Below are 13131 nucleotides of genomic sequence, written 5' to 3'. Positions count from 1 at the left end.
CCGGGTGTGGCCGAGTGGCCGCACCCGGCGTTTTCCTGCTGTGCTCGGCCGGCCCGGTCGCGGAGTGTGTGACGAGGTCGATGCTCAAGCTTCCCGGCCGCGGCAACCGGGTTTCAGGACACCGCGGGCGAGGCCCGGAAGTTCTGGTCGGCGAAGGCCAGCAGGTACGGCAGCGTGGCGCGGGCGGTGTGCCAGGTGTGGTTGAAGCCGCGTTCGGCGTGGACGACCGCTTCCTGGCCGCGGGCGCGCAGCGCGTCGGCGATCCGCCGGGCGGTGGTGACGTCGGTGGGGGCGCCGGTGCCGACGGCGAGCATCACCGAGATCGGCGCGCTGAACTTCATGCCCGGCAGGTAGCGCCGGGGGGTGTTGGCGGCGATCGCGGCCTGGTTGCCGTCGAGGATGCCGATGGAGTCGTTGAGGTCGTCGTAGGGCAGGGCGATCACCAGGGTGGCGAACTCGTCGACGTGGTGGAGGCCGATGTTGAGCGCGCCGAAGCCGCCGCCGGACATGCCGCCGAGCGCGCGGTGGGCCCGGTCGGCGATGGTCCGGTAGCGGTGGTCGACGGCCGGGACGACGGTCGAGGCGAGGTAGGTCTCCAGCTGGGGGCCGCCGGGCACGTTCAGGCATTCCCAGTCGGTGCTGGGGTTGCCGGCGGTCAGGTCCACGCTGACCACGATCATCGGGGCGGTGACGTTGGCCTGCTGCAGCGCCGAGAGCGTGCCGGGGGCGTCGCCGGAGGTGAGCCAGTCGCGGGGGCCGCCGAACGGGTAGCCGTGGATCAGGTAGACGACCGGGTAGCGGCGGGTGGTGTCGGTGCCGTACCCGGGCGGGAGGATGACGTAGTTGCTGCCCGACGGGACCCCGTGGGCGGGGTCGGGAAGGTTGACGACGTCGATCCGCTGGCCGGCCGCGGCGGCCGTGCCCGTGCCGGCGTGCGGCGCCGACGACGAGTCCGATGAATCCGGCGACGAACCCGAGGACGGTTCGGGAGCTTCCTTGCCGTCGTCGAGCAGGTGGCCGGCGAGGTTGACGACGCCGGGGCCGCGCTGCAGGAGGCGGGCGAGGTCGTCGGAAGTGCGGACGTACCCGACGTAGCTGTTCAAGGCGGTGACCGCGGCCAGCAGCAGGAGCACGCCGAACGCGGTGAACCCCCAGCGCCGGACGCGGCGGTGGTACCAGAGCGCGACGACGACGGCGAGGACGGCGACGGCGGCCGAGGCGAGGGCCAGCCAGATGAGCGGCGACTCGAGCGGCCCGAGGTCGCGGGCGCGGGCGGTGACGTCGCCGGGCAGCACCGGATCGGTCCCGGCCCGGTGGATGACGCTCGCCAGGCCGTGCCCGTCCATCGAATCCCCGCTCGTCCCCTGGCTGTGACAACCGGGGCTCCGCCACCCGGAACCCCCGAAATGCCCGCCGCGGGCATGGTTGCCCGCAACTCGAACGCGAAGCTAGCGGGGAGTAGCTGTGGGTTCGTTGAGAGAAGGTAAAGAGCCGTTAAAGCCGGTAGAGGGTGAGGGCGCTGGGCCGCGACCGGAAGCGGAACCGGTTGCCGAGCGGGCCGACCTCGCCGTCGGTGGCGACGCGGCGGTTGCCGTCGAGCAGCTCGACGTCCAGCTCCGGCAGGTCGAGCTCGTGGTAGACGTGGCTGGCGGCGAGGCTGCGGGTGATCATCGCGAGCAGGAACCGGGCCCGCGAGTACGGCAGGTCGGCGCGCAGGTAGCGGATGTCGAGCAGGCCGGTGTCGAGCGCGGGCCGCCGGCTGGGCGCGAAGCCCTTCGGCGCGTACGTGCCGTTGCCGACGAACAGCAGCCAGACCTGGGTGCGCTTGCCGTTGAGCCGGACGGTCAGCGGCTTGGCGTGCCGCAGCGTCCGCGCCAGCGCGATCGCGGCCGAGGGCCACTTGGGATGCCGCTGCTGGAGCTTCTCGCGCAGCCGCACCATCTCCGGGTAGCCGCCGAGGCTGGCGGTGTTGACGAACCAGCGGTGGGCGGTCCCGTCGGCGCCCTCGATCTCGACTTCCCCCAGGTCGACGCGGACGGCGTTGCCGACTTCGGTCGCCGCGTCGGCTTCGGGCATGGAGCTGACGCCGACGTCGCGGGCGAAGTGGTTGAGCGTGCCCGCCGGGACCAGCGCGAGCGGCAGGTCGCGTTCGGCGGCGACCGCCGCGACAGCGGCTACGGTGCCGTCCCCGCCCGCCACGCCGAGCGCGCGGACCGTGCCGCGGGCGTCGATCTCGGCTTCGAGCTGGGCGCGGAGGTCCTGCTGGGGGTCCGGGTAGAGCAGCGTGGCCTTGGGCCAGGCGAAGCGGACGTCTTCGGTCGGGTCCTGCCCGGCCACCCCGGAGTTCGGGTTGACCACCGCGAGCATGTCGTCGCCGTCGACCATCTCGGGGGCGTCCGCGTCGTGGGCCGTGCGGCCCGGGACGTCGTCGTGCAGCGGCCACCAGTGCCGGGTGGCCAGGCCCACGCCGACGCCGATCCCCAGGCCGACGCCGACGTCGGAGGGCCAGTGGACGCCGGTGTGGACGCGCGAGTAGGCCACCGCCAGCGCCACCGGGATCACCGCTAGACCGGCCCGGGGCGACTCCATCGTCACGGCCGTCGCGAAGGCCGCCGCGGACGCGGAGTGGCCGGACGGGAACGACGAGGACGTGGGCCGTTTCCGCAGGCGGCGGTGCATCGGCACCTCTTCCTCGGCCGGGCGGCGGCGGGGAAAGAGCGGCTTGCCGACGAGGTTCGCCACGGCGCTCGCCCCGGCGATCGCGACGACCCCGCGCAGCGCGCCCCGCCGGGCCGCGCCCTTGCGGGTGGCCAGCAGCGCGGCGACGCCCCACCACAGGCGGGACTTGTTCGCGGATCTCGACAGTGCCATCAGCGCGTCGTCCGCCCGTGAGACCGGCAGCGAGGCGCTGCGCCGCATCAGCGCGCGATCGGTCCGGCCGACCCGCCGGAACGTCCGGATGAGCTGGTGTGCCAAGAGGTCCGCCTTCCGTGTGCCGTCAAGAGCCGTGCTCCAATCGTGCCTGATTCGGGGAGATTTCACCGTCTGTGGCGTACTGGGGGCGTGTCGACGCCCGAACGGCCCACCGTCGGAGGGGGTCCAGCGCCTACTCTGGTGGAATGCAGCGGCGGATCTTTGGCATCGAGACCGAGTTCGGGGTCACGTGCACCTTCCACGGACAACGCAGGCTCTCGCCCGACGAGGTGGCGCGGTACCTGTTCAGGCGGGTCGTGTCGTGGGGACGCTCCTCCAACGTGTTCCTGTCGAACGGCTCGCGGCTCTACCTCGACGTCGGCTCGCACCCCGAGTACGCGACAGCCGAGTGTGACGACCTGGTCCAGCTCGTCACGCACGACAAGGCCGGCGAGCGGATCCTCGAGGACCTGCTGGTCGACGCCGAACGGCGGCTCGCCGACGAGGGCATCGGCGGCGACATCTTCCTGTTCAAGAACAACACCGACTCGGCGGGCAACTCGTACGGCTGCCACGAGAACTACCTCGTGACCCGCGCGGGGGAGTTCTCCCGGATCGCGGACGTGCTGCTCCCGTTCCTGGTGACCCGCCAGCTCATCTGCGGCGCCGGCAAGGTGCTGCAGACCCCGCGCGGCGCGGTCTACTGCCTCTCCCAGCGTGCCGAGCACATCTGGGAGGGCGTGTCGAGCGCGACGACTCGCTCGCGGCCCATCATCAACACCCGCGACGAGCCGCACGCCGACGCCGAGCGCTACCGGCGGCTGCACGTCATCGTGGGCGACTCGAACATGGCCGAGCCGACGACCATGCTCAAGGTCGGCTCGGCGAACCTGGTGCTCGAGATGATCGAGGCCGGCGTCCAGTTCCGCGACTTCACCCTCGACAACCCGATCCGGGCGATCCGCGAGATCAGCCACGACCTCACCGGCCGCCGCCAGGTGCGGCTGGCCGGCGGGCGCGAGGCCTCGGCGCTGGACATCCAGCGCGAGTACCACGCCCGCGCCGTCCAGCACCTCAAGGACAACGGCTCGACCGCGGCGAACGAGCGCGTCGTCGAGCTGTGGGGCCGCGCGCTGGAAGCGGTCGAGCAGCAGGACTTCGGCAAGATCGACACCGAGATCGACTGGGCGATCAAGCATCGGCTGGTCGAGCGCTACCGGCACAAGCACGACCTCGACCTGTCCAGCCCGCGCATCGCGCAGCTCGACCTCGCCTACCACGACATCCGCCGTGGCCGGGGCATCTTCGACCTGCTGCAGCGCAAGGGCCTGGTCCGCCGCGTCACCGACGACGGCGAGATCGAGGCGGCCAAGGACACCCCGCCCCAGACGACCCGGGCGAAGCTGCGCGGCGACTTCATCGCCGCCGCCCAGGCCGCGGGCCGTGACTTCACGGTCGACTGGGTGCACCTGAAGCTGAACGACCAGGCCCAGCGCACGGTCCTGTGCAAGGACCCGTTCCGCTCGGTCGACGAACGCGTGGAACGCCTGATCAGCTCGCTCTAGGCCAGGTCCGTGAATGGCACATTGAGGGACTTGAAGTCTCTCAATGTGCCATTCACGGCTTTGCGTGGACGCGACGAAAGTCGGGGCGGGACTGCGGCAGGATCGGCCCCATGCGTCTCGTGCTGCTCGTGCTCGCCCTGCTCGTCTCGGTGGCCGCTCCGGCGTCGGCGGGGGAGCGCCTGCCGAAGTGGGAGCTGACGCCGACCGGCGTCACCGCCCAGTTCCGCGGCCTGTCCGCCGTCAGCGCCCGGGTGGCGTGGGTCAGCGGGACCCAGGGCACGGTCCTGCGGACGACCGACGGCGGGGCCACCTGGCAGTCCGTCGGCCCGCCCGAAACCGGAACCCTCCAGTTCCGCGACATCGAGGCGTTCGACGCCGACCACGCCGTGGTCCTCTCCATCGGCTCCGGGACCGACTCCCGCGTCTACCGGACCGACGACGGCGGCGCGCACTGGCGCCAGACCCTCCAGAACACCGACGCCGCGGCCTTCTACGACTGCCTCGCCTTCTTCGACCCGTGGCGCGGGCTCGCGATGAGCGACCCCGTCGACGGCCGGTTCCGCGTGCAGGCCACTTTCGACGGCGGCCGCAGCTGGCGCCAGGTGCCCGACAGCGGCTTCCCGCCCGCGCTGCCCGGCGAGGCCGGGTTCGCGGCCAGCGGCCAGTGCGTCACCACCGCCGGCCCGTTCGACGCCTGGCTGGCCACCGGCGGCGGCGCGACGGCCCGCGTCCTGCACTCCGGCGACGGCGGCAGGCACTGGACGGCGAGCGACACGCCGTTGCCGTCCAGCCCGTCCGCCGGCGTGTTCGCCGTCGCCTTCCGCACGCCCGGCCAGGGCATCGCGATCGGCGGCGACTACGCGAACCCGGCCGCGCCCGGCCCGGCCGTCGCACTGACGCGGGACCGCGGCCGCACCTGGCACACCCCGGCGCAGTACCCGGCCGGCTACCGCTCCGGGCTGGCCTGGCGCGGCGGCGGAGTGCTGGCGGTCGGCCCGGGCGGCAGCGACTACAGCCCCGACGGCGGCCGCCACTGGACCTCGTTCGACACCGGCAGCTTCGACTCCGTGGACTGCGCGGGCGCGAACTGCTGGGCGAGCGGCGCCCAGGGGCGCGTGGCCCGCCTGCGCTAGAGCACCTGGCCGGTGGGACGGACCAGGATCTCGTTGACGTCCACCGAGGGCGGCTGGGACAGCGCGTAGAGCACGGCACGGGCGACGTCGTCCGGCTGCAGCGTGGGCTTCTTGCGCTGCTCGTCGCTGAGGATGTCGGTGTCGGTCATGCCCGGGTTGACGAGCGTGACCCGCACACCGGTGCCGACGGCCTCCTCGCGGATCGCCCCGGCCATCCCGGTCACGGCCCACTTCGTCACCGAGTACATGCTGGCGTTCCGGATGTACCGCCCGGCGACCGAGCCGGTGATCAGCAGGTGCCCGGCCGACTCCTTCAGCGCGGGCAAGGCGGCGCGGGCGGTGTAGGCCGCGCCGAGGACGTTGGTGCGGACCATCTCCTCCCAGGCCCGCGGGTCTGGGTCATCGTCGCCGAAGAAGGAGGTCCCGACGCCGATCCCGGCGTTGGCGAAGGCGGCGTCGAGCCGGCCGAACCGCTCGATGGTCCGATCGACGGCACCGGAGATGCCCGGCCAATCGCCGACATCGGCACCGAGGGCGAGGGCCCGCTCTTCCCCGAGTTCGGCCGCGAGGCCGGCGACGGACCCGGCGTTGCGGGCGACGAGGGCGACCTTGAACCCGGAGGCGGCGGCCAGCCGCGCGGTCGCGGCGCCGAGGCCGCGAGAGGCACCGGTGACGAGGAGAACGCGATCATCCATGCGCTCCAGGCTAGTGCGGTGATCGCCACGCCCCGAGCGCCCCAACGTGGCATTGAGTGCGCTGGACGCACCCAATGTGGCATTGGGTGCGCTGGACGCAACCAGCGCCACATTGGGGCGCTTTGGCCCTTACGGTGTCAGCACGAGCCGGCCGCGCAGGCCGCCCGCCGCGAGCCGCTCGTGGGCCGTCGCCGCCTCCGACATCGGCAGCACCTCCGCCACCCGCAGGGGCAGTACCCCCTTCTCCGCCAACCGGGACAGCTCGGCCAGCCGCTCGCCGTCCGCCCTGATCCAGACGCTGCTCACTCGTACCCCGCGCAGCGGGATCGGCGCGGCGCCCGCCGCGAAGGCGACGAACTCCCCGCCCCCGCGGACCGCGTCGAGCGCCTCCAGCCCCAGCAGCGCCGGGTCCAGGACCGCGTCCACCCCGCCCGGCACCAGCGCACGCACCCGATCGCCGAGCGAAGGCCCGCGCGGCAGGAACTCGTCCGCGCCGAACCCCCGCACCAGCTCCTCGTCGGCGGCCGCGGCGACCGCGACCACCCGGAGCCCACGCACCTTGGCCAAGGCGACGGCGTACCCGCCCACCGCGCCCGCCGCCCCGGTGACCAGCACCGTCCCGGTCGTCTCGACGAGGTCCAGCGCCTGTGCGGCGGTCAGCGCGTTGAGCGGCAGCGTCGCGGCTTCGCAAAGAGAAACACCCGCCGGGGCCGGAGCGACCGCCGACGCGTCCAGCACGATCCACTCCGCGTACGCGCCCAGCGGGGTGGCGATCCGGTCGCGCAGGCCGACCACCGCGTCACCCGCCGCGAAACCCCCGCCGGCGGTTTCGACCACCCCGGCGACGTCCCAGCCCAGGCCGAGCACCTCCCGTGGCGGGACCACGCCAGCCTCGGTCAGGAGCCCGGCGCGGGTGGCGAGGTCGACCGGGTTCACCGCGGCCGCCGCCACCCGGATCCGCACCTGCCCCGGACCGGGCTCCGGCACCGGCACCTCGACGGGCTCCAGGACCTCCGGGCCACCGAACCGGCGGACCACCATCGCACGCATCTTCATCTCCGTTCCCGTAACCGGACCTTCCCCACGAACGTAAGGGGAGCTACTCTCCATCGGGAAGTACGCACTCGCAGGTGCCCACCCCACCAGGAGGTACGTCCGGTGCCCACGCGCACGGCGGAACAGCGGCGGCAGGCCGAACGAGCCGCCTACGACGCCTATCTCGCGGCCTGCCCCACCCGGAAGCTCCTGGACGAGATCGCCGGCAAGTGGGTCAGCCTCGTCCTGGTCGCGCTCGGTGACGGCCCGCGGCGCTACAGCGACCTTTCGCGGCGCATCGCCGGGGTCAGCCAGAAGATGCTCACCCAGACCCTCCGGGTGCTCGAACGCGACGGCCTGGTGCGCCGCGAGGTCACCCCGTCGGTGCCCGTCCGCGTCGACTATTCCCTTACGCCGCTGGGGGAATCCCTGCGCGCGCTGGTGGCCGGGTTCAAGGACTGGGCCGAGGCAAACTTCGACGCCGTCGACGCCGCCCGCGCCGACTACGACGCGCGTACACCGGACCTCACGATCGAGCCGGGCGGCGCGGGCTAGGCTCTACCGGGTGTCCACCGCACGCGCCGAACGGCTGGTCAATCTGGTGCTGGCCCTCCTGTCCACCCGGCAGTACCTCACTGCCGAGCGGATCCGCGGCATCGTGCCCGGCTACGGCGACGCCGTCAGCGACGATGCCTACTTCCGGATGTTCGAACGGGACAAGACCGAGCTGCGCGAGCTCGGCATCCCGCTGGAAACCGGCCGCAACTCCGCCTTCGACGCCATCGAGGGCTACCGCATCGCCCGCCGCGACTACGAGCTCGGCGAGATCGACCTCGCCCCCGACGAAGCCGCCGCGGTCGCGCTGGCGTCCCGGCTGTGGGACTCCCCGGAGCTGACCGGGCAGGCCCACGGCGCGCTCGTGAAGCTGCGCGCCGCCGGACTGGAGGTCGACGACCAGGCGCCCACGATCGTCGAGCCGCGCGTGCGCGCCGAGCCGGCGTTCGGGCCGCTGCTGGCCGCGGTCCAGAACGGCCAGGCCGTGCGGTTCGAGTATCGCCGCAGCGGCTCGCCCGAGCGGATCATGCGCACCCTCGAACCGTGGGGGGTGGTGTCGTGGCGGGCCCGCTGGTACGTCGTCGGGCACGACCGCGACCGCGGGGCCACCCGGTGCTTCCGCCTGTCCCGGGTGACCGGCCAGGTCCGCGCCGTCGGGAAACCCGGCGAGGTCAAGCGCCCCGAAGGCGTCAACCTGCTGAAGCTCGTCACGGCGACCGGGGACACTGAGCAGTCGCCGGTGACCACCGCCCGGCTGTGGGTCGCCGACGGCCGCGCGGCCGGGGTCCGCCGCCGCGGCACCGTCGTCGGCCGGTGTGCCGTCGACGGCGAAGAGGGCGACCTCGTCGAGATCGGGCTCTACTTCCCGGAGTCGGCGGCCGACTGGATCACCGCGCAGGGCCCCGACGTCGTCGTGCTCGAACCCGACGTGCTGGCCAAGACCGTCCAGGACCGGCTCGAAGCCGTCGTGGCCCGGCAGGGGAGCGGCCGGTGAGCGGGTCCACCGACCGGATGCCGAGGCTGCTCGCGCTGGTGCCCTACCTGCTGGCGCGCCCGGGCATCCGCGTCGACGACGCGGCGCAGGACTTCGACGTCACGCCGAAACAGCTGCGCAAGGACCTCGAGCTGCTGTGGATGTGCGGGCTGCCCGGCTACGGGCCGGGCGACCTGATCGACCTGTCCTTCGAGGGCGACACGATCGTCGTCACCCACGACGCCGGGATGAACCGCCCGCTGCGGCTGACCGGCGGCGAGGCGACCGCGCTGCTGGTGGCGCTGCGCGCGCTGGCCGAGACGCCGGGCGTGGTCGACGGTGACGCCGTCCGCCGCTCCATCGCCAAGATCGAGTCCGCCGCCGGGCAGGCCCAGCCCGCCGGCGTGGTCGTCGGCGGGGGAGTGCGCGAAGGCAAGAAGACCGCGCGGACCCGCGAGGAGGTCGCCCGGGCCCTGCGGGACGGGCGAGCGCTGCGGATCCGCTACTACACGGCGTCCAAGGACCAGATCACCGAGCGCACGGTCGACCCGATGCGGCTGCTGATCGTCCAGGCGGTCGGCTACCTCGAGGCCTGGTGCCGCCGCGCGGAAGGCGTCCGGCTGTTCCGGCTCGACCGGATCGACGAGCTGACGGTCCTCGACGAGCCGTCCCGGCCGCCCGCGCACGCCCACCCCACCGACATCTCCGAGGGTGTCTTCCGCGAACGTCCCGACCAGCGGGAGGCGGTCCTGGTCCTCGACCCGGACGCACGCTGGGTAGCCGAGTACTACCCGTGCGAGGAGCTCGACGAGCTCGACGGGGGGCGGCTGCGCATCCGGATGCGCTACGCCGACCAGTCCTGGATGGTGCGCCTCGTCCTGGGACTGGGCGGAGAAGCGCTGGTGGAGAGCCCGGCCGACCTCGCGTCCGACGTCGGTCGCCGGGCCGCCGGCGCCGTGGCCCGAGCCCGTCACCTTCCGTCAACCTGCGACCACTAGGCTGCTCGCGTGCCTTACCTGCCCACCATCGTCCTCGCCGCGGCGGGACTGCTCCTCCTCGTCGTCCTGCTGGTGCGGACCACCCGGGTCTTGCGTGGTTTCAAGCAGACCGCGAGCATGGTGGCTACGAACACCCAGGACCGGGCGGGGTTGATCCGCGCCCGGGCGGCAGGGTTGCGCGTCGCGTTCGCGCAGCGCCGCCGGAAACCGGAAAACCAGTAACATCCCTACCAGACGCAGATAGGAGGCCACCATGCTGAACGGATTGCAGCCGTGGCATTTGATCATTTTGGTGCTGCTCGTCGTGCTCCTGTTCGGGGCCAAGCGGCTTCCCGATGCGGCGCGGTCGATCGGCAAGTCGATGAAGATCTTCAAGGCCGAGACCAAGGACCTCGCGGGCGACAAGAGCGCCTCGCACGAGGACGCCGAGCCCGTCGAGACCAGGCAGATCCCGGCGACGCCCGCCCCGTCGGCCACGACCGACCAGCAGGTCGCCGACCTGCAGCGGCAGCTCGACGAACTCAAGAAGCAGCAGGCCGCCGACCAGCCGCAGAAGAACGCCAGCTGAGCGGCTAGGCCACACCCGGTCCCTGGTCCACGGAGCGCGCCCCAGCCGGCGCGCTCCGGCGGACACCGACGAGAACGGAACAACCCGTGGCGGAACCCGCCTCCGGAAACGGCGACAACCGCCGCTCGAAGCGGCGCAAGCGCAGCCGTCGCACCAACCCCGACGGCACGATGACGCTCATCGAGCACATCTACGAGTTCCGCCGCCGCCTCGGCTTCGCGATGCTCGCGGTGGTGATCGGCGGGATCCTCGGGTTCATCTGGTTCGGCACCAAGATCGGCCCGATCCCCTCGCTCGGTGACCTCGTCAAGGACCCGTACTGCGCCATCCCGCCGAGCCGGCGGCTTGACAGCGCCGCGGGGTGCCGGTTGCTGCAGACCGTGCCGTTCGAGGCCTTCATGACGCAGCTGAAGGTCGGCCTCGCCGCCGGCGCCGTGCTCCTGTCGCCGGCCTGGCTGTACCAGCTCTGGGCGTTCATCGCGCCGGGCCTGTACAGCAAGGAGCGCAAGTACGCGCTGACGTTCGTCGCGTTCGCGTCGGTGCTGTTCGCCGGGGGCGCCGTGCTCGCCTACATCCTCTTCCCGCACGCCCTGCAACTGCTGATGGGCTTCGGCCAGGACGCGTTCGTCACCGCCCTCACCGCGGACAAGTACATCTCGTTCCTGCTGTCGCTGCTGATCATCTTCGGGATCAGCTTCGAGCTGCCGTTGCTGGTGGTGATGCTCAACCGCGTCGGCGTCGTGAAGTACGCGCAGCTGAAGAAGTGGCGCCGCGGCATCGTGTTCGCGCTGTTCGTCTTCGCTGCCTTCGCCACTCCCGGTTCTGACCCGTTCTCGATGCTCGGCTTGGCCGGTGCGCTGACCGTGCTGTTCGAGATCGCCGTCCAGCTCGCCCGGATCCACGACCGCAAGAAGGACAAGCTGCGCGGCGACGAGGGCTGGGACCAGCTCGCCGACGACGAAGCGGCCCCGTTCGACTACACGCCGAGCACGGCCGACGACGAGCCGTCCACCCCGACCGCGTCCGGCGGCCGCTCGAGCACCGACGACATCACGTAGTGGGGATCCACGCCGCGCTCGCCGTCCACCCGGCGTCGGGGCACGGCGCCGCCGCCCGGATCGCCGACACCGTCGCCGAGCGGCTGCGCGCCGCGGTGGACCGGCTCGACGTGCTGGTCGCCCACTCCGTCGAGGAGTCTCGCGAACTGATGCGGACCTCCCACCACGCCGGACTCGACGTCCTGGTCGTGCTCGGCGGCGACGGAGCCGCCCACCAGGGCGTCCAGTTCTGCGCGAACCACGACGTCGCGCTCGGCCTCGTCCCGGCGGGCACCGGCAACGACTTCGCCCGCGCCCTGGGCGTCCCCGGCGAGCCGCTGCCCGCCGTCGACGCACTGGTGGCCGCCCTGCGATCGGGAGCCCGGCGGCGGATCGACCTCGGCCGCGTCGGCGACACCTGGTTCGCGACAGTGCTGTGTGCGGGCTTCGACGCCGGCGTCAACGAACGCGCCAACCGGATGCGCTGGCCGTCCGGGCCGCGCCGCTACGACGTCGCGATCCTCGCCGAGCTGGCGGCGTTCCGCTCCCGCCCGGTCGTCATCGACACCGGCACCGAACGCCTCGAACTCGACGCCGCGACCCTCGTGGCGATCGGCAACACCCCCTTCTACGGCGGTGGCGTCCCGATCTGCCCCACGGCCGACCCCGAAGACGGCGTCTTCGACGTCACGATCATCGGCCACGCCACCCGCCGCGGCCTCATCCGCCTGCTCCCCGGCCTCCGCACCGGCAAACACCTCACCCACCCGGCGGTCCGCACCCTCCGCGCCCGCACGGTGACCCTTTCCGGCAACTCCTGGCCCGCCTACGCCGACGGCGAGCCCCAGGGGAGTGTCCCGGTGACGGTCAGCTGCGTCCCGAGCGCGCTGACGGTCCTGGCCTAACGCTCGTACCCACCCGCCCGTGCCACCAGCTGGCGGAAGTGCGCCGGGGTGAGCAGCCGGCCCGCTTCGGCGAAGTACACGCCACCGCACCGGTGGCAGAACCAGCCCTGCTCCCACACCTGCCGCGCCGCCGGCACCCCGCGCCGCTGCCGCCGATCCGCCCGCACCCGCCGCACGTACAACCAGACCAGCACCCCGGCCGCGACGTACACGCACAACGCGGGCAGCGACACCACCGCGACGCCCACCACCTTCGACCCCGCGCCCCCGGGCGGCGGATCGTCGAACGCCGAAAACGGCAACAGCAGGAAACAGCTCCCGACCAGCACCAGCACGATCACCGCCGCCAGCAGGCCACCACGACGGCGCGGGGGAGGGAAGGGGTCCAGCGCCCGCGCGACCGCGGTCACCGACACCCCGCTCACCTGAGCGCCCGCGGAGACCACCAGCCCCTCGCCGGCCGGCACGACGACCGCCGCACCCTGCCCCCGGTAGAACGAGTGACCGCCCTGGTACACCGCGGGCACATGCTGCACCCGATCCAGCAGCCCACAGCCGGGACACGGTTCCGTCATGCCGCATCCGACGCACCCCACCACAACCCGGTTCCCGACATACCTAAGTGTATAACGCCCTATACGGCGGGTCGATTTTCTAGATCAACAAGCTGATCGTGAACCGCTCAAAAGAAGCAGCGACCAGGCGAGCCACGCCGTCGGTCACGCGGCGTGCGAACTGCCGGGGGGATGTGAAA

At 72.5% G+C, this 13131-nt stretch carries 14 protein-coding genes; 9 read left to right on the top strand and 5 right to left on the bottom strand.

Annotated features, from left to right (window positions below; genetic code table 11):
* Window positions 1–113 precede the first annotated feature (113 nt).
* Entirely contained in the window at window positions 114–1346 is a 1233-nt protein-coding gene (locus tag A3CE_RS0101315) for an alpha/beta hydrolase (protein WP_020638259.1), read from the bottom strand.
* 148 nt (window positions 1347–1494) lie between these two features.
* Window positions 1495–2976 carry a bifunctional phosphatase PAP2/diacylglycerol kinase family protein gene (locus tag A3CE_RS0101310; RefSeq protein WP_020638258.1) on the bottom strand — a complete coding sequence of 494 codons (1482 nt, stop codon included), beginning with the start codon at window positions 2974–2976 and terminating at the stop codon, window positions 1495–1497.
* Between the two features lie 143 nt (window positions 2977–3119).
* Here A3CE_RS0101310 and pafA point away from each other — a divergent pair, with 143 nt between their 5' ends.
* Complete coding sequence (pafA, locus tag A3CE_RS0101305) at window positions 3120–4478, top strand: Pup--protein ligase (RefSeq protein WP_020638257.1); 1359 nt, start codon at window positions 3120–3122, stop codon at window positions 4476–4478.
* A 110-nt stretch (window positions 4479–4588) separates the two neighbouring features.
* Window positions 4589–5611: a WD40/YVTN/BNR-like repeat-containing protein gene (locus A3CE_RS0101300; RefSeq protein WP_020638256.1), complete on the top strand. Its 1023-nt coding sequence runs from the start codon at window positions 4589–4591 to the stop codon at window positions 5609–5611.
* Here the strand turns inward: A3CE_RS0101300 and A3CE_RS0101295 are convergent.
* Both A3CE_RS0101295 and A3CE_RS0101290 read right to left on the bottom strand, forming a co-directional pair.
* Window positions 5608–6306, bottom strand: coding sequence for an SDR family oxidoreductase (locus A3CE_RS0101295; protein ID WP_020638255.1), 699 nt, complete (start codon window positions 6304–6306; stop codon window positions 5608–5610). The two genes, A3CE_RS0101300 and A3CE_RS0101295, sit on opposite strands and share 4 nt — an antisense overlap.
* 129 nt (window positions 6307–6435) lie before the next feature.
* Window positions 6436–7356 (bottom strand): NADP-dependent oxidoreductase, encoded by a 921-nt coding sequence (locus A3CE_RS0101290; RefSeq protein WP_026468043.1) that lies wholly within the window; start codon window positions 7354–7356, stop codon window positions 6436–6438.
* A gap of 108 nt (window positions 7357–7464) precedes the next feature.
* Between A3CE_RS0101290 and A3CE_RS0101285 the strand changes: the two genes are divergently transcribed.
* The 7 genes from A3CE_RS0101285 to A3CE_RS0101255 all read left to right on the top strand — a co-directional run bounded on the left by A3CE_RS0101285 (window position 7465) and on the right by A3CE_RS0101255 (window position 12377).
* Entirely contained in the window at window positions 7465–7896 is a 432-nt protein-coding gene (locus A3CE_RS0101285) for a winged helix-turn-helix transcriptional regulator (protein WP_020638253.1), read from the top strand.
* Between the two features lie 10 nt (window positions 7897–7906).
* Window positions 7907–8890 (top strand): helix-turn-helix transcriptional regulator, encoded by a 984-nt coding sequence (locus A3CE_RS0101280; protein WP_020638252.1) that lies wholly within the window; start codon window positions 7907–7909, stop codon window positions 8888–8890.
* Complete coding sequence (locus A3CE_RS0101275) at window positions 8887–9867, top strand: helix-turn-helix transcriptional regulator (RefSeq protein WP_020638251.1); 981 nt, start codon at window positions 8887–8889, stop codon at window positions 9865–9867. Before A3CE_RS0101280 ends, A3CE_RS0101275 begins: the two co-directional genes overlap by 4 nt.
* A gap of 9 nt (window positions 9868–9876) precedes the next feature.
* Window positions 9877–10089, top strand: a complete 213-nt coding sequence (locus A3CE_RS0101270; RefSeq protein WP_020638250.1) for a bacteriophage holin — start codon at window positions 9877–9879, stop codon at window positions 10087–10089.
* Between the two features lie 31 nt (window positions 10090–10120).
* Window positions 10121–10435 carry a Sec-independent protein translocase subunit TatA gene (gene tatA / locus A3CE_RS0101265; RefSeq protein WP_020638249.1) on the top strand — a complete coding sequence of 105 codons (315 nt, stop codon included), beginning with the start codon at window positions 10121–10123 and terminating at the stop codon, window positions 10433–10435.
* Between the two features lie 86 nt (window positions 10436–10521).
* Complete coding sequence (tatC, locus tag A3CE_RS0101260) at window positions 10522–11493, top strand: twin-arginine translocase subunit TatC (RefSeq protein ID WP_020638248.1); 972 nt, start codon at window positions 10522–10524, stop codon at window positions 11491–11493.
* On the top strand, window positions 11493–12377 hold the full coding sequence (locus A3CE_RS0101255; protein WP_020638247.1) for a diacylglycerol/lipid kinase family protein: 885 nt from the start codon (window positions 11493–11495) through the stop codon (window positions 12375–12377). The genes tatC and A3CE_RS0101255 overlap by 1 nt, the downstream gene beginning before the upstream one ends.
* On the opposite strand, the gene A3CE_RS0101250 is transcribed toward A3CE_RS0101255, so the two are convergent.
* A complete protein-coding gene (locus tag A3CE_RS0101250) occupies window positions 12374–12952 on the bottom strand; it encodes a hypothetical protein (RefSeq protein ID WP_026468042.1) in 579 nt (192 codons plus the stop codon). The genes A3CE_RS0101255 and A3CE_RS0101250 overlap by 4 nt on opposite strands.
* Between the last annotated feature and the right edge of the window lie 179 nt (window positions 12953–13131).

Origin of the sequence: Amycolatopsis balhimycina FH 1894 (assembly GCF_000384295.1) — a bacterium.
In the GTDB taxonomy this organism is placed as follows: Bacteria; Actinomycetota; Actinomycetes; order Mycobacteriales; family Pseudonocardiaceae; genus Amycolatopsis; species Amycolatopsis balhimycina.
The sequence above is the reverse complement of the archived record's forward strand: the minus strand, read 5'-3'. Positions and strand labels throughout refer to the sequence as shown.

What these genes read in the sequence shown, in the direction of transcription:
- A3CE_RS0101290 (WP_026468043.1), bottom strand. Translation starts at nt 7,356, where the DNA reads ATGCGTGCGATGGTGGTCCGCCGGTTCGGTGGCCCGGAGGTCCTGGAG.
- pafA (WP_020638257.1), top strand. Translation starts at nt 3,120, where the DNA reads ATGCAGCGGCGGATCTTTGGCATCGAGACCGAGTTCGGGGTCACGTGC.
- A3CE_RS0101295 (WP_020638255.1), bottom strand. Translation starts at nt 6,306, where the DNA reads ATGGATGATCGCGTTCTCCTCGTCACCGGTGCCTCTCGCGGCCTCGGC.
- tatA (WP_020638249.1), top strand. Translation starts at nt 10,121, where the DNA reads ATGCTGAACGGATTGCAGCCGTGGCATTTGATCATTTTGGTGCTGCTC.
- A3CE_RS0101315 (WP_020638259.1), bottom strand. Translation starts at nt 1,346, where the DNA reads ATGGACGGGCACGGCCTGGCGAGCGTCATCCACCGGGCCGGGACCGAT.
- A3CE_RS0101250 (WP_026468042.1), bottom strand. Translation starts at nt 12,952, where the DNA reads ATGACGGAACCGTGTCCCGGCTGTGGGCTGCTGGATCGGGTGCAGCAT.
- A3CE_RS0101300 (WP_020638256.1), top strand. Translation starts at nt 4,589, where the DNA reads ATGCGTCTCGTGCTGCTCGTGCTCGCCCTGCTCGTCTCGGTGGCCGCT.